The 22,416-nt window shown below is 29.5% G+C and carries 21 protein-coding genes; 4 read left to right on the forward strand and 17 right to left on the reverse strand.

What is annotated here, in order from left to right:
* Positions 1-42: 42 nt before the first annotated feature.
* Positions 43-1,245, reverse strand: coding sequence for a tyrosine--tRNA ligase (gene tyrS / locus B4J88_RS10930; protein ID WP_125349288.1), 1,203 nt, complete (start codon positions 1,243-1,245; stop codon positions 43-45).
* 301 nt (positions 1,246-1,546) lie between these two features.
* On the opposite strand from tyrS, the gene ybaK reads away from it, so the two are divergent.
* Positions 1,547-2,038: a Cys-tRNA(Pro) deacylase gene (gene ybaK, locus B4J88_RS10935; protein ID WP_125349287.1), complete on the forward strand. Its 492-nt coding sequence runs from the start codon at positions 1,547-1,549 to the stop codon at positions 2,036-2,038.
* Position 2,039: 1 nt separating this feature from the next.
* Here the strand turns inward: ybaK and B4J88_RS10940 are convergent, their stop codons facing one another.
* The gene (locus B4J88_RS10940; RefSeq protein WP_038331384.1) at positions 2,040-3,161 is read right to left on the reverse strand and encodes a redoxin domain-containing protein; all 1,122 of its coding nucleotides are present in this window, start codon (positions 3,159-3,161) and stop codon (positions 2,040-2,042) included.
* A gap of 180 nt (positions 3,162-3,341) precedes the next feature.
* On the opposite strand from B4J88_RS10940, the gene B4J88_RS10945 reads away from it, so the two are divergent.
* Positions 3,342-4,112 carry a hypothetical protein gene (locus B4J88_RS10945; protein ID WP_125349286.1) on the forward strand — a complete coding sequence of 257 codons (771 nt, stop codon included), beginning with the start codon at positions 3,342-3,344 and terminating at the stop codon, positions 4,110-4,112.
* A 291-nt stretch (positions 4,113-4,403) separates the two neighbouring features.
* Here B4J88_RS10945 and B4J88_RS10950 read toward each other — a convergent pair whose 3' ends face one another.
* From B4J88_RS10950 to B4J88_RS10980, 7 genes are all read right to left on the reverse strand, one after another.
* Positions 4,404-4,742 carry a cysteine-rich CWC family protein gene (locus B4J88_RS10950; protein WP_125349285.1) on the reverse strand — a complete coding sequence of 113 codons (339 nt, stop codon included), beginning with the start codon at positions 4,740-4,742 and terminating at the stop codon, positions 4,404-4,406.
* A 274-nt stretch (positions 4,743-5,016) separates the two neighbouring features.
* Positions 5,017-6,306 (reverse strand): branched-chain amino acid transport system II carrier protein, encoded by a 1,290-nt coding sequence (gene brnQ / locus B4J88_RS10955; protein WP_291067665.1) that lies wholly within the window; start codon positions 6,304-6,306, stop codon positions 5,017-5,019.
* Positions 6,307-7,154: 848 nt separating this feature from the next.
* Positions 7,155-7,784 (reverse strand): hypothetical protein, encoded by a 630-nt coding sequence (locus B4J88_RS10960; protein ID WP_291067666.1) that lies wholly within the window; start codon positions 7,782-7,784, stop codon positions 7,155-7,157.
* Positions 7,766-9,169 (reverse strand): cell envelope integrity protein CreD, encoded by a 1,404-nt coding sequence (creD, locus tag B4J88_RS10965; RefSeq protein WP_052217502.1) that lies wholly within the window; start codon positions 9,167-9,169, stop codon positions 7,766-7,768. Before creD ends, B4J88_RS10960 begins: the two co-directional genes overlap by 19 nt.
* 65 nt (positions 9,170-9,234) lie before the next feature.
* A complete protein-coding gene (locus tag B4J88_RS10970) occupies positions 9,235-9,534 on the reverse strand; it encodes a winged helix-turn-helix domain-containing protein (RefSeq protein ID WP_038331250.1) in 300 nt (99 codons plus the stop codon).
* A 9-nt stretch (positions 9,535-9,543) separates the two neighbouring features.
* Positions 9,544-10,176: a hypothetical protein gene (locus B4J88_RS10975; protein WP_038331248.1), complete on the reverse strand. Its 633-nt coding sequence runs from the start codon at positions 10,174-10,176 to the stop codon at positions 9,544-9,546.
* A 121-nt stretch (positions 10,177-10,297) separates the two neighbouring features.
* On the reverse strand, positions 10,298-11,017 hold the full coding sequence (locus B4J88_RS10980; protein ID WP_038331245.1) for a 3-ketoacyl-ACP reductase: 720 nt from the start codon (positions 11,015-11,017) through the stop codon (positions 10,298-10,300).
* Positions 11,018-11,163: 146 nt separating this feature from the next.
* Between B4J88_RS10980 and B4J88_RS10985 the strand changes: the two genes are divergently transcribed.
* Positions 11,164-11,433: a DUF1294 domain-containing protein gene (locus tag B4J88_RS10985; protein ID WP_038331235.1), complete on the forward strand. Its 270-nt coding sequence runs from the start codon at positions 11,164-11,166 to the stop codon at positions 11,431-11,433.
* 5 nt (positions 11,434-11,438) lie between these two features.
* Here B4J88_RS10985 and arfB read toward each other — a convergent pair whose 3' ends face one another.
* The 8 genes from arfB to B4J88_RS11025 form a co-directional block, all read right to left on the reverse strand.
* Entirely contained in the window at positions 11,439-11,831 is a 393-nt protein-coding gene (arfB, locus tag B4J88_RS10990) for an alternative ribosome rescue aminoacyl-tRNA hydrolase ArfB (RefSeq protein WP_219034336.1), read from the reverse strand.
* On the reverse strand, positions 11,831-12,997 hold the full coding sequence (locus B4J88_RS10995) for an MFS transporter (protein WP_291067667.1): 1,167 nt from the start codon (positions 12,995-12,997) through the stop codon (positions 11,831-11,833). Before B4J88_RS10995 ends, arfB begins: the two co-directional genes overlap by 1 nt.
* A gap of 16 nt (positions 12,998-13,013) precedes the next feature.
* Complete coding sequence (locus tag B4J88_RS11000) at positions 13,014-13,967, reverse strand: aldo/keto reductase (RefSeq protein WP_125349277.1); 954 nt, start codon at positions 13,965-13,967, stop codon at positions 13,014-13,016.
* A gap of 261 nt (positions 13,968-14,228) precedes the next feature.
* On the reverse strand, positions 14,229-17,261 hold the full coding sequence (locus tag B4J88_RS11005) for a sensor histidine kinase (protein ID WP_291067668.1): 3,033 nt from the start codon (positions 17,259-17,261) through the stop codon (positions 14,229-14,231).
* Positions 17,248-18,042 (reverse strand): LytR/AlgR family response regulator transcription factor, encoded by a 795-nt coding sequence (locus B4J88_RS11010; RefSeq protein ID WP_115000885.1) that lies wholly within the window; start codon positions 18,040-18,042, stop codon positions 17,248-17,250. The genes B4J88_RS11005 and B4J88_RS11010 overlap by 14 nt, the downstream gene beginning before the upstream one ends.
* A gap of 80 nt (positions 18,043-18,122) precedes the next feature.
* Positions 18,123-19,277 (reverse strand): MFS transporter, encoded by a 1,155-nt coding sequence (locus B4J88_RS11015; RefSeq protein ID WP_115000887.1) that lies wholly within the window; start codon positions 19,275-19,277, stop codon positions 18,123-18,125.
* Between the two features lie 8 nt (positions 19,278-19,285).
* The gene (locus B4J88_RS11020; RefSeq protein ID WP_038331219.1) at positions 19,286-19,675 is read right to left on the reverse strand and encodes a VOC family protein; all 390 of its coding nucleotides are present in this window, start codon (positions 19,673-19,675) and stop codon (positions 19,286-19,288) included.
* 3 nt (positions 19,676-19,678) lie between these two features.
* Entirely contained in the window at positions 19,679-20,758 is a 1,080-nt protein-coding gene (locus B4J88_RS11025; protein ID WP_038331218.1) for an NADH:flavin oxidoreductase/NADH oxidase, read from the reverse strand.
* A 297-nt stretch (positions 20,759-21,055) separates the two neighbouring features.
* On the opposite strand from B4J88_RS11025, the gene B4J88_RS11030 reads away from it, so the two are divergent.
* Positions 21,056-22,390 carry an NAD(P)/FAD-dependent oxidoreductase gene (locus tag B4J88_RS11030; protein WP_038331217.1) on the forward strand — a complete coding sequence of 445 codons (1,335 nt, stop codon included), beginning with the start codon at positions 21,056-21,058 and terminating at the stop codon, positions 22,388-22,390.
* The last annotated feature ends 26 nt before the right edge of the window (positions 22,391-22,416 follow it).

Genomic DNA, 22,416 nt, shown 5'->3' on the forward strand with positions numbered 1-22,416 from the left:
TAAAAAAGATGATTTACTAAATAGTAAATCATCTTTTCACTATTACTTCAACTCGAAGAAATCTCGTTTTCCTATTTTAATTTTAGTTTCGGTTTTTAATTCAAAATCATCAAAAGCATCCATTTTTTTCTCTCCATTAATTTGTACTGCACCGCTTTCTATCAAACGTCTGATTGCATTTCTCGATAAATCTTTCTTTAATTGATGACAAACATCTAACAATGTAATATTATCATTCTCAAAGTTTAAAGAACTAATTTTAACAACTTCGAAAACTCTATTTTCATCATTTCTTTTCTGAAATTGATTGTTAAAAAATTCTTCTGCTTGTTCAGCTTCATTTACAGAATGGTATTGAATAATAATATTTTTTGCAACTAATTTCTTAATTAACATTGGATTATCTGTTTTTAATCGCTCATTCAAATTCATTTTTTCTTCAATAGAAAAATCCGTTGCTAACGCAATATATTCTTCTAATAAATCATCTGGAATAGACATTGTTTTCCCAAACATTTCATTTGGTTCATCCGTCAAACCAATAATATTATTCAACGATTTACTCATCTTTTCTTTTCCATCGGTTCCTCTCAAAAGTGGCATACACATTACAATCTGAGCAGCTTCTCCATTGGTTTCTTGCAATTGTCGTCCCATTGTACAATTAAATAATTGATCCGTTCCTCCCATTTCGATATCAGCACTTATCTGAACAGAATCGTATGCTTGTAAAATCGGGTAAACCAACTCATGCATTGCAATCGGCGTATTTTCGGTGAAGCGTTTATTAAAATCATTTCGATGCATCAGTTGTGCAACCGTAACTTTTGACAACAACTGAATAATATCCGAAAAAGGTAAATGATCTAACCAGTCTGAATTAAACACAATTTCAGCCTTATTCACATCAATAATTTTTGACAATTGATTAATGTAGGTTTCCGCATTGTTCTGAACTTGTTCTGCATTCAGCGGTTGACGACTTTTATTTTTTCCTGTTGGATCTCCAATCTGAGCTGTAAAACTCCCAACCAAAATAACTATTTGATGTCCCAAATCTTGAAATTCTTTCAATTTCTTCAATACAACGGCGTGACCAAGATGTAAATCTGGTGCGGTAGGATCAAAACCTAATTTGATTCGTAATGGTCGATTTTCTTTTTCAGCTAATTTTAATTTTTCTTCCAATCCATTTTCTGGTAAAAAAATAGCTACATTTTCCTTTAAACTTTTTAAATTTTCCATGATTTTTTTTAAATAAAAAAAGCCCGAGCAAAACTGCTCGGGCTTGTAGATTATGATTAAATTTTTGACGTACAAAATTAATACGAAGTATACACATAGTCTACCCGAGCAAATATTGTACGATAATAAGTGCTAAAAAACGGTAAACGTAATATGTGTTGCAAAAACTTCATTTATAATGCAAAGGTAAGAATAGTTTTGAGAATAGAAATTTTCGTTCAAAAAATTATCTTAGACAATAATTCTATAGAAAAACCTTTATAAAAGTTTTTCGTAATAACTTTGTGTAAATTATTATAGAATGAGCAATAAAACTGCTAAAACAAATGTAGTACGAATTTTAGACACACACAATATTTCGTACGAATTGCGCGAATATGAAGTTGATGAAGAACATATTGATGCTTTGCATGTTGCAAATTCATTGAACGTAAATCCGGAAGGAATTTATAAAACTTTGGTTTTGAAAGGAAATATAGAACCATTTTTAGTTGCCGTAATTCCTGCAAACACACATCTTGATATGAAAAAATTTGCGAAAATTTCTGGTAATAAAAACTGCGAAATGCTTCCTTTGAAAGATTTGCTGAATGTTACAGGTTATATTCGTGGTGGTTGCTCACCTATCGGAATGAAAAAGCAATTTCCTACTTACATAGAAGAACTGGCTGTTTTGCAAGATCAGATTTGTATTAGTGCAGGAAAAAGAGGTTTACAAATTATTCTAAACCCCGAAGATTTAAGAAATTTGATTGAGGCTAAATTTGAAGATATTACACAATTTGATTCATAATTTATTTACTATTCAGAATGATTTTTTCTAAAATAGTTGGAAATTTTGCTTCATCTTCAAACGTCAAATCTGGATTTGCATACACAATAATTCCATTTTTATCAATCACATAAGTTGCTCTATTATTGTAACCTAAACGATTATAAGAATTATACATCAACGAAATTGCATAATTCTCATCATTCAAATACGTAATATTATTTGTTCGCAAAGCTGATTTCCATAATTCTAACAACGGATTTGTAGAACTAGAAACTGCGTAATTTTTTACATTTTGTAACAATGGATTATGATCGATTAATTGAATTTGAGCAGCACAAGTCATTGCTGCTTTCGTATCAATTGACGTAAAATCAGGCAAAATTTGTCCACTAAACGCCGCAGGATAAAACGTTAAAACTTTAAAAGTCGATTTATCATTCAAAAATTTATCTGTCGAATTAGTCTTATAATTCGGTCCATTCAAAATAAAATCTGGTGCTTTATCACCAACCTTCAAGGTTTTATTTTCTGTGATATTTACTTCTATGTTATCGATTTTAGACGTTCTTTTAATCAATCTTTCCAAAGGTTTCAGATGTTCGCCTTGCGCACGATAATCATTATCTCGCATCAAAATTTTATTGTTTTGATCCACTAGAAAAAGAATCGAACTTTCTACTAAAACATTGTTAGAATTTGACGTTGGAATTATACTCGAAATTGAATTTTGCTTAAAAGGTTTCAACCCTATTGCATTGTAAATTTTTCCAACTTCATCATAAATTACCTTCGTTCCATCCAACTTATTTTGATTAGTCGTTTCATTAAAAGCAAACGTTTGCTGCGGTTCTTTACTCCATTTATTATCTTCATTTACAATATAAATCACATCAATTTTTGGTGGATTTTGAGACGAAAATGCCAAATTCTTCACAAAATAATAATTCAGCGAAGTTGTCATCATGCTCGCATACGGATTCGTTTTGTATAAACTTGGCGTAAATACAATAATTTTAAAGTTTGAAGATTGATTGATATTTTCAATTTTATTAATCGGAAACTGAGCGCCAACATTCAAATTTTGAGCTTTTGTAAAACAAAAACCACATATAATTAGTACTATCGAATAGATTCGTAACATAAAACGTTTATTTTAAATAAACTAATAAAAACTACCACAAGATAACTAAAATTCTACTTTCTCAAAAAAACTATTCATTAAATTCTCATTAGAATTGACGATTAACTTTTGAAATTATCAAGTTTTTTTTGCAGTAAATCAGTTACCTTTGTGTTGATTTTTAATTTAAAATTTACACAAATGGAATTCAATGTTAGCAATGCTTTGAAACAATTAAATAATGATTATTCAGAAGATAAGGCGTCAGAAATTATCGAAAATCTATTGTATAATTCAACTGATTTTTCTGATGAAGACCATGAAATAATCGATCAATTGGGTGATAAATTTCTACGAATTGCTGCACAAATTTTTGTGGAAGATTTGGCGTATGATTTCAATACTTTGGTGAATTATTGGGAAGCTTTTATTGGACAATTAACAGAAGAACAATCTCAAAGCTTATTGAATTTCGCTATTGAACAAACGGATACAGAATTTGTAGAAGATTTTATTATTGGATACCGAAAATTTTATTCAAATCCCAAAGAAAGTATTACATTTTTCAATAAACTGAATGAAGACGAATTTTACGAAATTAAATTCTTTAAAGCACGTTGTTATGAGGTTTTAGGTGAAAATGAAAAAGCTGTGGAAGCTTATAATAGTTACTTAAATTCTGCACATTTCAAAAAAGAAGAAAATACTGAACAAGCTGCTGTAAACGAGTTCTATATTAGTCATAGTATTGCGCCTTTATTGGTGAGTTTAAAAAAATATGATGAAGCCAAAACTTACTTTGATCGTGTTTTAGGTAATATCGATTTCGAAGATTATTTAGCTAATTTTGAAGGTTCTAATCAACAAGAAATCAAAAGTTTCTTAGACGATTATGTAACAACTTTGGAAGAAACTGGAGATAAAACAACTGCTGAAAAAATTTCAAAAAAAATAATGCAATATTTTTCTTAGAATTACAACATTCGGAAATATAGTATTGATTTTTTAGCAAATATTCATAAATAGGTAAATTTAATATTTTCTTAACATTAATATAAATCCTATCTATTTGAGTATAAAAAAATAAATGTAAATTTATTTATCAAATTAAGAAATCTACCTACCTTTGTACTATAAATAATTTATTCATAGTTGTTAAGGATAATGAAGTTGATTTTCTGAAGAAGAATATCCTTAATCAAATAGAGTTTTTTTATAGTATTTTTAGGTTGGTTAGTGGTTCAATGCAAGTTGAACCATTTTTTATTTCTTATAACCATAAGCACAATGTCTGCAACCATTTTGGCAACATTTTCCTTTCTGATAATGGAAAAATTCTGTAAAAACCCAATACCCGTTTTCGATATAATAATGTATATGAGGAACAAACTCCGAAGGCATTGTTGGATGTGGATATTCTTGATCTAATTCTACAAAATAATTCAGTTTTTCTATACAAGAATTACACAAACATTTGTAATGCGTTTTCTTCAAAAACTCTTTTACTTCATCTTTTATAACAATTGTAGTACAAGCACAATTCGAAATATCATCTACCTTACACTCCATTGTTTCGTTACAACGCGAACAATTTTCGATCATTTTTTTAGATTATTTATTTGATTTTTCAAAATACGAAAAATTCATAAACTTATCTTAAATCATCTGATTGAAATTCTCTATAACCATCATAAATAAATAGTTATAAATTAATTCTATCTAGACATAAAAGAAATCATTTAAGAATAATAGATTTAAAGTCAAAACTTTAAGAAATTTGTAAAAGAATAAAAGATAGACATTATCATTATTCAATTAGTGTTTTTATAGTAGTTTTGATTGGTTAAAATCCTCGGAATAATTTTCCGAGGATTTTTTATTTTCTTAATCTATCAACTAATAAACCTATTACAAAACCGATAATCGAAGGTGCAATCCAACCTAAATCGTATTCGAAAAATGGAATTTTATTCAGATTTTCTATTGTCGATTCATCTAACTTTCCTAACAATTTTAATAAACCAAAAATAGCAATAATTGTAGACGCTATTAATGCAAAAATATAAGGCGTTTTACTTTTAATCGTTTTCCCAAACAACACAATATAAATAACTAACGTGATTGTAATTGGATAAACGAAAGCCAAAGGCGGATATGCAAAATTGATAATTTCGTCTACTCCTTTTATCGATAAACCAAACGAAATCACTGTACATAAAACCACTAAAACTGTATAACTTACTTTTCCGTTTGTTAAACGTCCGAAAAATGTACCTACCGCAGATGTTAATGCGATTGCTGTGGTAAGACAAGCAAATGCCATACATAACGCAATTGCAATTACTCCATATTGTCCTAATGTATTTCGAGAAATTTCGATTAATAATTCGGCACGAGAAATTTCTGGAGTTGTAATCCCAGAAGTTGCGCCCAAATAAATCAATCCACCATAAACAAACAATAAACACGTCGTAGACAATAAACCTGAAACGATTACAATTTGTGATTTACTTTTTGTATCTGTATATCCTTTATCTCGCGCTGCAGCAATGATAATTCCAGCAAAAATAACAGATGCCAATACATCTAATGTTTGATAACCTTCTATAAAACCTTTCGAAAAAGATTGCATCATTGTTAAGTCTGAAGGTAAAAAGTCTGCAGTTGGGTATATAATTCCAATTCCAATTAGTAAGGTTAATAAAATCAATAATACCGGAGTCAAATAATTTCCAATAACATCGACAACTTTAGAAGGACGAATCGCTAAAATAAGTGTTACTGTAAAAAATAATAATGAGCCCCACATCGGATCTAATGATGGAAAAAATGGTTTTAATCCCACTTCGAATGTTGTTGCTGCAGTACGTGGAATCGCAATTAAAGGTCCGATACAAATCATAATAATTGTACCTAAAATAGCCGCCAAATGCTTGTTCACACGATGTCCTAAATCATTAAAATTATCACCCGAAAAAACAACAGATAAAATCCCCGTAAATGGCAATAAAATACCAGTTAATCCAAATGCAATCATCGCAACGAAATAATTTGAGCCCACTTCTAATCCAATCAAAGGAGGTAAAAGAAGATTTCCTGCGCCAAAAAACATCGCAAACAACGCAAATCCAAGCGTTAATACATTGGTTAACTTTTTACTTTTCATATATTTAATAATTCTATCTGTTTTAAAAAACGGTTCGCAAATTACTACAATTGCATTTTGAAGCCTTAAACTTAGTAGAATTATTCGATAATCACACAGCCAATTTATAAATTCGACAGATTTGAATAACAATTTTTATATTTATCAAAATTTAAACTTTATATATTATGAATGTTTTAATCATCTATATCATCAAATCTCAACTCATTTGAAATTTTATCTAAAGAGATAATTCGGTTCGTTGGCGCAGAATCTTCTCCATTGGGCTGAAAATATTGTCTATTATAAGAATGCTTATTCTCATAATTCCAAACAGTTTTTTTTCCTTTGTGACGATCTGGATAACTAATTTCATAGTAGAATAAATCAAATCATTCATAAAATAGGTTGATTGAAATATAAACAATCGCTAAAACATAAAAAATAATAGAATAATTAGCTGTTTTCTTATTAAAATATTTTTTTACAACACCGTAAATAATGTAACCTATAATAATCAAAAATATAATGCTCGTTACTAAAATAAATAAGATGATAATTCCGAAGTAAACATTCATAATAGAAAATTATTAAGCTCTTAATTTTAAAATTTTTGCGATAATATTTATGAGATAAATATTAAACATCATAAAACAAATTGATATTGAAGGATATGCGAAAACGGCGAAAAGTATTATAATCAAACTAAAAAATAGTATTAAAACAACAGATAAAATAAAATCTATTAAAAATAATGAATAAATTATAGCAAAATATTTTGCATATTTTAAATGAGAATATTGTTTAATTTGCCTAAAAATTACATATCCAATCAAAATAAGAACTTATAAAATAATTAATTATCATGATTAATAAGAAGCTATCCATGTTGTGTATTTTAATTTACCAGATAAAACATTGATTAAGATTAAATTAAAAAAAGTAAAACTTATTGCAGTAAGAGGAAAATATTCTTTTATTAACAGAAATAAAACTATTCCAAATACAATAATAAATGTTGTAATTATAATTATCCAAACAAAATCTAAGAAACCTAGGTTTGATTTGAAGTAAATAATTGGTACAGAAAAATCAATTTGGAAACATAAAATTCCAACTATTATATTCACTAAAAAAATCCCGACAAATACAATCATATTTGTGATTTCTGAAAACTCAAATTCTCTAAAATCATGCATTATATAGTTATCTAGATTAGTTGTAATCAACATTATACACCAAAATAAATTTGTATAAGCAAATAATTCTTCTGTATTTTTCAATCCTGATTTTCTAAGAACATCTTCTAAATTACTAATTTTCAAAAAAGTAAATATTCCAAGTAAAATAACTGAAATAGCAATTAAATAAATACTCACTGAAAGAATAAGTTTTTCATTTTTACCAATTAACTCCGTAAAGGAAATTGCCATCAGTACAAGACCGATGACAAAAATCCCAAAAAATAAGTGTGCAAATGTTATTTTGTTCTGTTCCATTCGATGTTTTTTGAATAGTACATTAAGATTGCAACAATAATAAATAACCCTATACTTCCTACTAATAACGCGTGTTCTTTGAGTTGTAAAACACTGTAAATAAATGTGTATAATAAAATTAACATTAATGTAATTTTGAATGTTAATCCAAAGGATTTTAGGAAAGAATTGACGAAAAATGTAATCAATAAAATAGTTGCACCAGATGAAATAAAGTAAGCAATATCAAATCCTAAATATTCTGACAACGATAACAATAACACAAAATTGACACAGATTGCAAATCCAACTAACGCATATTGTACCAAGTGAATATTAAAATTATTTCGACTTTCGATAAAGAAAAATGCCACAAATGTTAATCCAATGAACAGAATCGCATATTTTGTCGAACGATATGTTTTGTCATAATGATCGTTCATCTGTAAGAAATTAACGCCAAAACTATAATCAGAAAAGTTAGAAGCGTCTTGCCAAATCTGTCCTTGCAAAGGATTTTGTTGATAAATAGACCATTTTACATTGGTTTTTCCATTCTTTGTTTCGGGATCAGAATTAGGTAAAAAATTCCCATCATATTTCAAATCTTTCCAATTTGTAGTCAAATCAACTTTTGTATTAATCGCCGATGGAATGATATTCAACATTTGCGAACCTTTCATCACCAAATTGATTGAAACTTGATTAAAATCGAATGTAGAAGGATCTATTTTTTGAGACATCATTTGCACAGGCATCACTTTTTTAGTGGCACTCGCTTGTTCCTGATATTCTCCATTTTCTACTCTAACTTCTGGTTGAATAGTAATTGTACTAGTCGAATTATCCATATTCAGCGGATAATTTTTGTCGTTAGATTGTACAATTACTTTGTTCTCATATCCTTTAGAATCGGAAATACCAAAAACAATTTTAGTCGAAACTATATTTTCTGCGTTTACTTCCATTTCTGCAAGCATATCCGAATAATTTTTAAATTTCGAATTGATATTTAGCTTAGAATTGTAAACTACTGCTTCATAAATACTACGACTTTTTAACTGCGTATCAATCGTTCCATTGATATTTAAATCATTAGCAGAAATATACTTTTTCACTTGTTGCTTCACAATTTTTCCTTGTCCATCATTTACATTTTCCATGTAAGTAACCTCGATAAAAGGACCATAAATCGTCTGTTTCCCACTCCATTTATCTGAAATTTCGGTAATTACTTTTTCCTTGTTTCCTTGTCGTTCTTCAATTAAATTTAAAATGAACGGAATCGGAATTAAAAGTCCTAAAACTAAAAGGCATACCAAAAATCCTTTTATCATTGTTTTGTTTTGTGAATAAACTGATTCATTTTCAGGTTGATATTCATTTTCTAAATCATTGTTTTCCATAAGTTTGAATTTTATTATTTATTTTAAAAAGTACTTTGTTTTTCAAAGTTTAAATGCAAAAAAAATTATTTTATATTCTTTATTAATTTTTCAAGATAGTTCAAATGCTCCTGAAAAGCTTGTTTTCCAAGTGCTGTTATCGAATAAGTTGTATTCGTTTTTCGACCTATAAATCCTTTGTGTACAGTAATATAATCGTTTTCTTCTAGGTTTTTTAAGTGCGAAGCCAAGTTACCATCAGTCAAATCTAAAAAGTCTTTCAAATCCTTAAAAGAAATTTCTTCATTCATGACCAAAGCACTCATAATTCCCACACGAATACGATTATCAAAGACTTTGTTTAATTTATTAAGATTAAAATCCATGTTGCAAATTTAAGCTTTGTAATCATATTTTCGTACCATCCAAATCCCAAAAATTAGATGTAAAAGCCCGAAACCGATAAACCAAAACAATAAACCATTGAAAATAAAATAGAAAGCCAATAACCCTAAAAATATTTCGCACATTGCCAAATATTTTATTTCTACAATTGTGTCACGTTCTACCGTATACAAAGCTAAGCCGTAAAACAAAAGCGTTGCTGGAGCTACATAAGCAAAACTAAAATTATTGATAAAAATCAAACTTACTATTCCTCCAACGATTAAAACAAAAAGAAATTTACGCAATATTCGTTTTGTAACTGGATTTATAAATTTAATGCCATCTTTTGTCGATTTTCTGGTCATAAAAAAGAAACCTCCAATACATGCAACCATTAAGGTTATAATTCCTAAAATGAATAATTTAATTTCTAAATTTTTCATTAAAATAGGTGTCAATGTTCCTCTATAATTTACTTGAAGTGCATCTTGTAAAATTAAAACATAAGCGATAAAAGCAGAAATCATTCCCACTACTCCAACCCAAACACCACTCCATCCACTAATACTTGTGAATTTTGATGTGCGTTGCATCATTGATTTGATTTCGTTTAAACTTTCTACAGGATTATTTGTGCTCATATTAAAAGTACTTTGTAATTCAAAGTTAATATAAAAAATGATTCTGCAAAATATTTTTTCAAAAAAAATCCAATTTCTAAATGAAATTGGAATTAAAATATAATGAATGAATCAATTATTCTTAAGGATTTGTAGACCACAAAGAAGCTGATGCCAGCATTGCGCGTTTATCTAATTTTAATAAATCGACAATTAATTGAGCAAAATCTTCTGGCTGAAGCACTTTTTCTGGATTCCCGTCTGTGATTTTCAACACATCTTTTGACATCTCAGATGCAATTGTACTTGGAGTTAAAGTCGTAACACGAATGTTTTTCTTTCTCAATTCAAACATTAATGATTCTGATAAACCTATCAATCCCGCTTTTGAAGCTGAATAAGCAGAAGTTACTGCGTTTCCTTTTAATCCTGCTGTTGAAGATACATTGATAATATCACCACTTCCTAACTCTACCATCGAAGGAATTACTGCTTTAGAAACATAATATGGTCCAAATAAATTCGTACGCACAATCTCTTCCCAATCATTTTCTGGCATTTCCAAAAAACTTCCGAAAGCCGCAATACCGGCATTATTAATCAAAATATCAAACGCTCCAAAACTCTCAATTAATCGTTCAAGTTGCATTTTCACTTCAACTTTTTCGACTACATTAAAAATCGAATAATCCGCTTTTACTCCAAAACTTTTGATCTCTTCTACAGTTTCTTCTAATGTCTTTGTATTTCGTCCTGTCACAGCTACATTAACACCTTCTTTAGCCAATGCCAAAGCAACAGCTTTTCCTAAACCTCTACTACCTCCTGTGACTAAAGCATTTTTCCCTTTTAAATCTTGCATAATTATTTTATAATTAAAATTTTACAATTTATTTTTTTGAAGATTTTTTATGATTTTGAAGTACAAAGATAAACAACACAGATTTCTAAAAAAATATTTTTTATCTACTTAATTATAAGTATTTTTACTACTTAATCACACACTGAATGGATAAATATTTATTTTTTACTCTACTCCTTATCAACGTTCTCTCTTTTTTTTTATTTAAAATAGATAAAAAAAACTCAATTATTGGTAAAAGACGTGTATCTGAATTAGCACTTTGTTTTGTGACTTTGATTGGTGGAACAATTGGTTCTCTTATGTCAATGCAGATTTATCGTCATAAAATAAGAAAAAAGTCTTTTATTTTTAAAATAGTAATGATTATAGCAATACAATGTAGTTTATTATTTTTTTTAGTTGATCGAATTTAATTGTTCTAAAATTTAAATCTACGACCGTCTTTTTTCTCAGCTTGTTGTTTCTTTTGATTCAGTCTTTTTTGTTGAGAAGCTTTAGTAGGTTTAGTCTTTTTTCTAAACTTTGGAATAATCAATGCTTTTTCAACTAATTCTAACATTTTCTTTGTTGCAGATTCTTTATTGTCCAATTGAGAGCGAGATTCTTGCGAATTGATTTGTAAAAATCCTTCTGAATTAATCTTATTTTTTAGCTTTTCTGTGATTAATGCTTTTTCTTCATCAGAAAAAAATTGGGAAACTTCAACGTTCCATTTTGCTAAAACCATCGTTTCAACCTTGTTTACATTTTGCCCTCCTGCACCGCTACTTCTCGCTGTTTTATATGTTATTTCATAAGAAAAATCTTTCATCACTTATTATTTTTATTGAATAAAATATGAGAAATCAAACAGATTAAAGTAAAAAAAACGCCAACAGCAACCACTCCATTCCATTGAAATTTATCCCACGCATTTGCTGCAATAAATGTTCCTAAAGATCCACCAATAAAATAGCTTGTCATGTAAACTGTATTCACTCGATTTCCTGTTTTGGCATCTAATCCAAAAATAATGGTTTGATTAGAAACATGCATTGCCTGTAAACCTAAATCGATCAAAATTACACCAACAATTAATCCCCAATATGTATAGCCAAATTCATAGAAAAATCCCCAAGAAATTAGCATAGTAATGATGGAATAAAAGATAATTTTTGATGTTGACAGAACTTTTGAAACTCTACCAACTAATGCAGCAGCTAATGCTCCTACTGCTCCAATTAATCCAAAAGCACCAGCAACATCGCTTCCGACAAAAAATGGTGCTTCTTCTAAGTGAAAAACCAATGTTGTCCAAAATGCACTAAATGCTGCAAAACCTGTAGCTCCTCGAAAAGAAGCTAATCTTAATTGCGGTTGATTTTTTACTAAATCGACAATCGATTTCATCAAATTACCATAAGTTCCTTTGAAATTTGGTTGTATTTCTGGTAAAAATATATAGATAAAAATCCATAGAACAAACATTAAAATTGCGCCTATCATATAAACTTCTCGCCATCCTAAATATTCACCAATAAAGCCACTAAAAACGCGAGAAAGTAGAATACCAACAAGCAAACCACTCATAACCATTCCGACAGCTTGCGCTTTTTTTTGAGGTTCAGCTAATTCAGCCGCCATTGGCACAAAAACTTGCGGAATAACTGAGGTGAAACCGATTAGAAAACTTAATGGAAAAAGCCAACTTACAGATGGTGCAAAATACATTCCCAAAAGAGCTACTATTATAAAAACAAAATCGATTAAGATCATTCGTTTTCGTTTCAGTAAATCTCCTAAAGGAATAATAAACAACAATCCACAAGCGTATCCAATTTGTGTTAACATTGCAATATTAGAAACTTTACTTTCGGAAACATTAAAATCTTTAGCGATTAATGACAATAATGGCTGATTGTAATAATTATTTGCCACAACCAAACCGCTCCCAATAATCATTATCCATAAAATGATTGGAGTTAATTTGGGTTTCATTTGTAAATTTTCCATTCTAATATTCACTTGCTTCAGTCAAAAGTTTAACATCATCATGAGATAATTGCACATTTACAGCTTCTACAAAAGCATCAAGATGTTGTTCCTTAGTTGCACTCGCAATGGGAGCTACAACAGTTTTCTGATCCATTAACCAAGCCAATGCAACTGCCGAATAAGAAATATTATATCGTGTAGAAATAGTTTGTAAAGCGTCCAAAATTTTGAATCCTCTTTCATTCAAATACTTTTTGATTCCATTACCGCGCAAACTTTGTTGTAAATCTTCTTCAGTTTTATATTTACCTGATAAAAAACCACTCGCTAAACTGTAATAAGGGATAACAGCTAAATTATATTTCTCTGCAACAGGTTGCAAAAATTCTTCAAAATGCTGACGATCATATAAATTATATTCAGGTTGCAAGGTTTTGTATTGCGGTAAATTATAAAGTTCTGATTTATCCAACGATTCAGTCAATCGCTCCGAAGAAAAATTAGAAGCTCCTATAAATCTCACTTTTCCTTCTTTTATCAATTGATTATAAGCGGATAAAGTTTCTTCTACAGGTGTATTTACATCATCATAATGAGTTTGATATAAGTCAATATAATCTGTTTGTAAACGGATAAGTGATTCTTCTACTTCTTTTAAGATATGAACTTTTGTAGTATTTGGCTTATCTTGAATCATATTTCGTCCACCAACTTTCGTTGCCAAAACGATTTGATCTCTGATTCCTCTCGATTTTAACCAGTTTCCGATAATTCGTTCAGATTCTGTTCCAACATTACCTTCCACCCAATACGAATAGTTATTTGCAGTGTCTACCGCATTAAATCCTCTGTCCAAAAATCCATCTAAAATTCGAAAAGATTCTTCTTCATTCAATGTCCAACCAAAAACATTTCCTCCGAAAAAAATTGGTTTTATTTCTAAATCTGTATTTCCTAATTGTACATTTTTCATGGGGATAAAGATAAAAAAAAGCTACTTTGCAGTAGCTTCTTGTTGTAAAATTTTTTGACTCACACGTCGAAAAATGTAACTTTTAAGATACTTTTATGGTGTCTTCATAGGTTTAGAAAACAAAGCATCAAAGTTTAATACTTAGTTTGAAATCGATACCACAAATATATATACTGAATAATATCTATCATTAAAATAGAGTTCAGATTTCGTTAATTCACGTTTCAGCAAGGTGAATTGTGAATTTATTCAGGTGAAATTTTAATCAACTTTCAAAATCATTCGAACTTTTGTTCCTTTTTCATGAAAATCTATAAAAATATTTTCTTCAATATTATGATTAAGCAATTGTAAACGCTCATTAATAATTTTAAGTGCTTTCGAATCGTGAGTTTTATTTTGCGTAATTTGTGTTGTATTTCCTTTTCCGTTATCTTCAATAATTATTTCTAAATAATCAATTTTTATTCTAATAATCAATTTGATAATCGGTTGCAAATGGTTTTGATCAAATGCGTGAACAAAAGAATTTTCGATAATTGGCTGAATCAACATTGGCGGAATTTTGATACGATAAATATCCAATTGGCTATCAATTTGAACATCAAATTCTATTTTATTTTTCCATCTAAAATTCTCAACTTCAACATATAATTTCAAAAAATCAATTTCATCTTTCAAACTAATTTCATCTTTTGTTGAAAGATTTAACATCTGACGAATCAAATGAGAAAAACGTCCCAACGAATTTAACGCATTATCAATATCATTATCCAAAATATAAAACTGAATAGAATTCAACACATTGAAAATAAAATGCGGATTCATTTGAGATTGTAAGGCTGTTAACTTCGTTTCGGTTAATTGTCGCTCTAATTGCAAACGTTGATTTTCTTGTGTATTTTTCTCATTTAATTGACTAATTTTTAATTGATTAAATTTATTTAACGTCTTGATTTTATTTGTATTATAACGATAAATAATCAATCCTAAAGTTAAGACTGACAACAAAATAAAATAAATATTCAAGTAAAAAGGTTCGTCAACATTCAACGAAACCAAATCAATAATTTGTTTTTGTCCGTTGCTTGTATCTGTTATTTCTAATTGAATACGATATTTACCATATGGTATATTCCGCAAATAAATAGATGGGTTATAAAAATACTCATTCCACTTTTCATCAGGATTTACACGATATCTGTACTTATAACTTTGAGCGAAATTAGCATCAACGACAGCAAAATTTAGTGTAATATTGTTCTCATTATTTTTTAAATTCAAATCTTTATCAATCAAATCAAACCACATAAATTTATCTATCCCAAAAGATTCATCATTAATTTTAAAACTTGTAATAATAATCTCTTTCGACTGATTTTTTTGCTTTAATAAATTCTCAAGATTTAACTTATAATATCCATTTTCTACACCAATTGTAGCCGTTTTTCCGTCAAAAATAGACGAATGTATATCCTTATTCACAAAACCTTGTTCATTGCCAATCATATATGTTTTACCATTATTGAAAACGAGTAAATTACGATTGGTTCCAATTAAAATTGAGTTCCCAAAAATGTCAATTGAACTAATATTTTCTCCACCAATTTCACGAATATTAATTACTTTTTTTGTGATTAACTCATCTCCCTTTATCTCTAAAATATAAACTTTCGCAAATTCTGTTGCAACCAACAACTGATTATCTCCAACACATTTTATCATTTTAATTTTAGATTCTTTAAACTGATTATTTTGCAAATACGAAATAAAATTTCCATTTTCATACTTGAATAATCCATCTAAAGAAGATCCAAAAAATACAGCTTTTTTATTTTGACAAATCGAAACAACATCTTTCGGAACATTCGCTTGCGTAGCTGAATATGCGTGATATTTTAGATTATTCAGATCATCAAAAACCAAAATTCCTCCAAAAGGATTTGTCTGAATAAATTGATTATTAAAATATGTAAATTGACTTGTTCGATTAGGTAAATAATCTTTGAATTCTCCATTAAAATCTAACTCGAAAAGTCCTAAATTAGTTGCTATAATAAACGAATTATGACGAATAATCATTTTATAAAAACGAAGATTTTTTTCTTTCAAATCAAAATCAATTTCATAAAAATCTTTATTTGATTGACTTAAAAAATCTTTGAATTTTGACTTATTTCGAAGCATATATTGATAAAAAGCATTTCTCTTTATCTGCTTATTGAATACATTATTCTCTTGAAAATAAAGTCCTTCTGGTGTTAAAAAATATTGTGTATTCGCAACTTTTAGAATTTCAATGACTCTTTTATTATCAATCGTTGAAAAATCTAAAAAATGATTAAAATGAACTTCAAAAAGTCCTTTATCAGCACTTCCAACATAAATTAAATCATCCGTTTTACTACTAAAAACTCGATACGGATAATCCGAAGTGATTTTAAAATTTTCTGTTTGATCTGTTATTTTATTGTCCTTTAATTCGGCAACCATTCCATTTCCTGCACCCGTTTCGTAACCAGCTAATAAAAGAGAATGACGTTTATCTGAAATGTTGTGATTTCTAAAAACTGGAAAATCGTAGGTTTTAAAATTCAATTTTTTATTCAAAAAATCGTTTATCGAAATGATATTAAGACCTTTAGAAGATGACAAATACAAATCATTATTATTCAAAAAACTATAATTAATTCGATTGAAAGGATTGACCAACTTCAACTTATCGCGATGAACTTCATAAACACCATGATCTATTGTTGCAACATAAACCTTGTTTTGATATTCGAAAAAAGATACCGCTTCGAACACAATATTGTTATTTTTTTCAAAAGAAGGATTATAAATTTTCTTTGATTTTGTATCAATAATCGAAACACCACCTTGCGCAGCAACATATATTAAATCATCTAAATAAAATAAATTTCGAACACGATCCGAAACTAATCCTTTCGCTGTATTAATTTGTTCAAAACGTTGACCAGTAAATTTCAATATCCCTTGTCCGTAACTTCCGAACCAAACATTATATTGCCTATCTTCTATTATTGTCCAAACATTATTGTATTGTACTTTCTCGAAGCGTTTCATCATTTTGAAATTGTCCATGTCTTTCACAAATACGCCAAAACGAGTTCCAACCCACAAGATTTTACGAGAATCTTTGTAAACACTCAAAATCTCATTGGCAGGCAAGCCATTTTCGTACGTGTATTGTTTTGTCAGAACATATTGCGCAGAAAGTTGATGAGAACAAAGAAATAAAACAAGTAAAAAAATGAAGTTACGCAACCACATTCGATAAAATTTTATACCCCAAAGAAGTCACAGGAAGATTTAATTCACCATCTTTTGGATGACAATTCAGAATCAATAAATTGTTTCGTTTATCAAATTTTTTAGCAAAATTAATATTAACCAAATACGATCTATTGACACGGAAAAAATTGGTTTGATCAATTAAATTTTCTACTTCTTTCAACGTTTTAGTTACCATGTACGCCTCTTTTTCGGTAAAAATTGTACAATAACTATCATCTGCTTTACAATAAATAATATCTTCAATTTTCAGTACCAAAACCTCTGTTATAGATGGAATAAATATAATTCCATGCTCATTTTTGAAAACATCTTTCAGATTATCAGTTTCTACTTCATCTTCAAAATCATCTGCAATATTAATAATCTCTTTCGTTATTTTTGTTTGATTTTGACGCTCTACAAAACGATTCAATAATACTTTAAGGTCAGAAATTGAAATAGGTTTCATCAAATAACCTAAACATCCCCATTGATTTACAGCTTCTAAAATATAGTCTGAATGAGCTGTTGTGAAAATGACATCAAACGTAATATCATCAAAATAATCAAATAATTTAAACCCAAATTCCTCTGGCATCTGAATATCCAAAAAAACTATATCTGGTTGATTTTCCTTAATTTTTTCTACACCTTCTTTTACAGAATTTGCCGTATCAATGGAAACAAAAAAATCTGGCAAAGCATGTTGAATAATTTTCTTTAACCCTTGTTGAGCAAAGTGTTCATCGTCTATAATAAGAGCTTTGTAATGATTCATTTGAGTTTAATTTGTTACAAATATAAACTAAAAAAGGATGCTCCGTAGAACATCCTTTGATTATGATTGAAGTAATATTTTTAAACTCTTTTCGATTTTAATTGTAAAAAGATTGCTGCAATTATTGATCCGACAGAAGCCATAATAAAGCCAACCCACAGTTGTGAATTAAATCCTAATCCCATAGCAATCGGAATTCCTCCTAAAAATGCACCTAAAGCATTTCCAATATTAAAACTTGCTTGACCAGCCGCTGCTGCCAAAGTTTCTGATCCTTTTCCATTATTAATCAACATCATTTGAATTGGCGAACCAATTGTAAACGCAATTAATCCCGTAATAAACGACATAATATAAGCCATAATTTGTATATGAGAAGTGAAATAAACAATCACTAAACAAACCGCCATCGAGGCAAAAGAGATAATTGCAGCTTTATTTGGTGACATGGTATCTGCCAATTTTCCACCTATAAAATTACCTACAAACATTCCTAGACCAATCAAAGTCATAATAATTGGAATTTTTGTTTTAGGTAAATCTGCCACATTTGTCATTAACGGAGAAATGTAACTTATCCACGCAAATAATCCTGAAGTTCCGATAGAAATCATCACAATTAATACCCAAGCTTCCCATTTTTTGAAGAAACTTAATTGTTCTACCAAACTTCCTTTGTTTGTATTTTTAAGATTCGGAACCCAAAGCGAAATCGCTAACATCGTGATTAATCCTAAACTTGCAATAATCCCAAATGTTAATCGCCACGAAAAAACTTGTCCTAATTTTGTTCCTAATGGTACACCGACCAAATTCGCAAACGTTAATCCTGCAAACATAATCGAAATAGCTTGCGCTTCTTTTCCTTTTGTTGCTAATTGTGCAGCCACAACAGATCCTACACCAAAAAATGCTCCGTGAGGTAAACCAGACATAAAACGAGCAATTAATAAGGTATTATAACTTGGCGCGATAACAAAAAGTGAGTTAAAAATAGTAAACAATAACATAAAAAAGATTAATACTTTTTTGGGCGAATATTTACTTGTAGCCATAATTAATGTTGGAGCTCCAACCATTACGCCCATTGCGTACATTGATATAAAATTCCCTGCTGTTGGAATTGAAATATTCAAATCTTTTGCAAAATCTTCTAAAACTCCCATCATCGAAAATTCCGTCATTCCGATGGCTAAACCTCCCATTGCTAAGGCAAGTAAACTCTTTTTTACCATTTATTCTTCTATTCTTCGTATAATTCTATCGGCAAACCATCGGGATCTTCAAAAAAAGTGAACTTCTTTTGCGTGTATTCATCCACACGAATTGGCTCTACCGTTACATTTAACTGCGTTAGTTTTTCTACTTCATTTTCTATATTTTCCACAGCAAAAGCAATATGTCTCAATCCAGAAGCTTCTGGTCGAGAAACACGTTTTGGTGGATTAGGAAAAGAAAATAATTCGATGCAGTAATAATTTTGCAAAGCTAAATCTAATTTATAAGAATCACGTTCTTTTCTATAAACTTCTTGCACAATTTCGAAACCTAATATTTCTGTGTAAAAATGTTTTGATTTTTGATAATCTGAACAAATAATTGCAATATGATGGATTTTTTTTAATGCTAACATGGTTTATGCGTAATGATTATTTTTTGCTCTTTCATATTGTGGCAACCACTTAATATCTTCTTCTAACTCTTTTGCAGCACGCAATGCAAAATATGGATCACGTAATAATTCTCTTCCTAAAAAGATTAAATCTGCTTCATTATTTTGAAGAATTTCTTCGGCTTGTTTTGGTTCAAAAATTAATCCAACAGCTCCAGTAATTATTTCAACTTGATTTTTAATTTCATTTGCGAATGGAACTTGATAATTTTTTTTGACATCAATTTTTTGATGACTCACTCCTCCTCCAGACGAAACATCAATCACTTCTACTCCATTTTGTTTTAAAATTTTACACAATTCAATTGTTTCTTCTAAATTCCAACCATTTTCTGCCCAATCCGAAGCTGACAAACGAATCCAAAGCGATTGAGTTGTAATGTATTTTTGCATTTCTTCAACAATTTCCAACACAAAACGAATTCTATTCTCGAAACTTCCACCATATTCATCTGTTCGATTATTGATTAAAGGCGACAAAAATTGATGAACCAAATAACCATGCGCTCCATGAATTTCTAAAATTTCAAAACCAGCTTTTATGGCACGTTCAGTTGCTTTTCCCCATTCTTTTACAACATCTTTAATTTCTGAAATTGTTAATTCATGTGGAATTTCATCCAATTCATTAAAAGGTAGATTAGAACTCGAAACTGTTTTCCAACCATTTTTTTCTTCAGATTTTATTTGATTGTGTCCTAACCAAGGCTTTTCTGTACTTGCTTTTCGTCCTGCATGCGCTAACTGAATCCCAGGAACGCAATTGTATTTTTTGATTTCGGAAGTTAATTTTTGATACGCTTCGATATGTTCATCTTTCCAAATCCCTAAATCGCCATACGAAATTCGACCTTCTGCAACAACTGCAGTTGCTTCTTGTATAATTGCCGAAACATTGCCCACAGCACGCGAAACATAATGCTGAAAATGCCAATCATTTGGAAAACCATCTTCCGAAGAATATTGGCACATTGGCGACATAATAATTCTATTTTTTAATGAAATAGATTCATTTATATTGATTGATTCAAATAATTTGCTCATTACTTGTTTTTTTGATTTGATAAATTTGGAATAAAATTCGTGAATTTGATTGATTTCTTAAAATGATTCAGCTTAAAAATAGTTTAAATTCTAATCTTTCAGAAAAATTAAAAAAGCATCGAAATACACAAAATCATAAATAATTTTAACAATTTATTTAAAACTGACAAAAAACATAAATTTAAAAAAATCTAATAATCAATCCGATATCATAGTAAATATCTAAGGTTCAGAATAATTTTTAATAAATCTTTCATTGTTTCTTAGTTTGTTCGTAATTTTACAAAAAAGTGAATTTTGGAAAAGAAAAAGATTGTCATTTTAGGTGCTGGATTTGCCGGACTTAAATTAGCCCGTAAATTAAATAATAACCCACACTTTTCTGTTACACTTATTGACCGCTATAATTACCACCAATTTCAACCCTTATTTTATCAGGTTGCAACTGCAGCGATTAACGCAAGTGATATTTCGTTCCCTATTCGAAAAGTATTTCAAGGGAGTAAAAATGTGAGCGTTCGTTTAGCCGAAGTTACAGCAATTAAGAAAGATCAAAATATTGTTGAAACCACAATCGGGGATTTTTCCTACGACTATTTGGTTGTTGCCATGGGATGTACCACAAATTTCTTCGGGAACAAACAAATTGAGGAATTATCATTCCCAATGAAATCGACAAATGAAGCTTTAACGCTTAAAAATCGATTACTAACAAACTTCGAGAGTGCATATTCTGCAGAATCTCCAGGAGAATTGGAAGAAATTATGAATATTGTTGTTGTAGGTGGAGGACCAACAGGAGTTGAGCTTTCAGGTGCAATTGCGCAAATGAAAAAATTTATTCTTCCGAAAGATTATCCAGATTTAGATTTCTCTAAATTGAATATTTATTTGATTGAAGGAGGTCCAAATTTATTAGGTCCAATGTCTGAATTGGCGCACAAAAAGTCTTATGAATATTTGACAAATATGGGCGTAAATGTTTGGACAGAAGGTCGCGTAACTGACTACGATGGAAAAACAATTTCTTTAGCTGATGGTCGTACAATCAATACTCGAAATTTGATTTGGGCTGCCGGAGTTATGGGAAATGTACCTGAAGGAGCAGTAAAACAAGAAGATTTACAACGAGGAAATCGTTTGAAAGTAGATCGTACTTCTAAAGTTTTAGGAACCGAAAACATTTATGCAATTGGAGATATTTCTTCGATGGAAACACCGAAGTATCCTCACGGACATCCACAATTAGCACGTGTTGCAGGAGATCAAGCTGAACAATTGGCGAAAAATTTTGACAAATTAGGACAAGGTTTATCTGAGGATAAATTGACATTGTTCGAATACAAAGATCCAGGTTCTATGGCTACAATTGGTAAACGAAAAGCTGTTGTTGATTTACCTAAATTCTCTTTCTCTGGACGTTTGGCATGGTTTACATGGATGTTTTTACACTTAATGTTAATCTTGACTGTACGTAACAAATTAGCTATTTTCTTAAACTGGGCTCAAACTTATTTTACAAATGATTCATCATTACGTATTATTGTTCGTCCAACGAAAAAAGATTTTAGATTTAATTTGAAAGGTTATCGCCGTTTCCCAAAGAATCGTGATAAAGAAGTAGAAGCTTAATCAAAAAAGTATATCAATAAAAAACA

The organism is Empedobacter sp. UBA5036 (genome assembly GCF_002415215.1).
In the GTDB taxonomy this organism is placed as follows: Bacteria; Bacteroidota; Bacteroidia; order Flavobacteriales; family Weeksellaceae; genus Empedobacter; species Empedobacter falsenii_B.

What these genes read in the sequence shown, in the direction of transcription:
- tyrS (WP_125349288.1), bottom strand. Translation starts at nt 1,245, where the DNA reads ATGGAAAATTTAAAAAGTTTAAAGGAAAATGTAGCTATTTTTTTACCA.
- ybaK (WP_125349287.1), top strand. Translation starts at nt 1,547, where the DNA reads ATGAGCAATAAAACTGCTAAAACAAATGTAGTACGAATTTTAGACACA.
- B4J88_RS10940 (WP_038331384.1), bottom strand. Translation starts at nt 3,161, where the DNA reads ATGTTACGAATCTATTCGATAGTACTAATTATATGTGGTTTTTGTTTT.
- B4J88_RS10945 (WP_125349286.1), top strand. Translation starts at nt 3,342, where the DNA reads ATGGAATTCAATGTTAGCAATGCTTTGAAACAATTAAATAATGATTAT.
- B4J88_RS10950 (WP_125349285.1), bottom strand. Translation starts at nt 4,742, where the DNA reads ATGATCGAAAATTGTTCGCGTTGTAACGAAACAATGGAGTGTAAGGTA.
- brnQ (WP_291067665.1), bottom strand. Translation starts at nt 6,306, where the DNA reads ATGAAAAGTAAAAAGTTAACCAATGTATTAACGCTTGGATTTGCGTTG.
- B4J88_RS10960 (WP_291067666.1), bottom strand. Translation starts at nt 7,784, where the DNA reads ATGGAACAGAACAAAATAACATTTGCACACTTATTTTTTGGGATTTTT.
- creD (WP_052217502.1), bottom strand. Translation starts at nt 9,169, where the DNA reads ATGGAAAACAATGATTTAGAAAATGAATATCAACCTGAAAATGAATCA.
- B4J88_RS10970 (WP_038331250.1), bottom strand. Translation starts at nt 9,534, where the DNA reads ATGGATTTTAATCTTAATAAATTAAACAAAGTCTTTGATAATCGTATT.
- B4J88_RS10975 (WP_038331248.1), bottom strand. Translation starts at nt 10,176, where the DNA reads ATGAGCACAAATAATCCTGTAGAAAGTTTAAACGAAATCAAATCAATG.
- B4J88_RS10980 (WP_038331245.1), bottom strand. Translation starts at nt 11,017, where the DNA reads ATGCAAGATTTAAAAGGGAAAAATGCTTTAGTCACAGGAGGTAGTAGA.
- B4J88_RS10985 (WP_038331235.1), top strand. Translation starts at nt 11,164, where the DNA reads ATGGATAAATATTTATTTTTTACTCTACTCCTTATCAACGTTCTCTCT.
- arfB (WP_219034336.1), bottom strand. Translation starts at nt 11,831, where the DNA reads ATGAAAGATTTTTCTTATGAAATAACATATAAAACAGCGAGAAGTAGC.
- B4J88_RS10995 (WP_291067667.1), bottom strand. Translation starts at nt 12,997, where the DNA reads ATGAAACCCAAATTAACTCCAATCATTTTATGGATAATGATTATTGGG.
- B4J88_RS11000 (WP_125349277.1), bottom strand. Translation starts at nt 13,967, where the DNA reads ATGAAAAATGTACAATTAGGAAATACAGATTTAGAAATAAAACCAATT.
- B4J88_RS11005 (WP_291067668.1), bottom strand. Translation starts at nt 17,261, where the DNA reads ATGTGGTTGCGTAACTTCATTTTTTTACTTGTTTTATTTCTTTGTTCT.
- B4J88_RS11010 (WP_115000885.1), bottom strand. Translation starts at nt 18,042, where the DNA reads ATGAATCATTACAAAGCTCTTATTATAGACGATGAACACTTTGCTCAA.
- B4J88_RS11015 (WP_115000887.1), bottom strand. Translation starts at nt 19,277, where the DNA reads ATGGTAAAAAAGAGTTTACTTGCCTTAGCAATGGGAGGTTTAGCCATC.
- B4J88_RS11020 (WP_038331219.1), bottom strand. Translation starts at nt 19,675, where the DNA reads ATGTTAGCATTAAAAAAAATCCATCATATTGCAATTATTTGTTCAGAT.
- B4J88_RS11025 (WP_038331218.1), bottom strand. Translation starts at nt 20,758, where the DNA reads ATGAGCAAATTATTTGAATCAATCAATATAAATGAATCTATTTCATTA.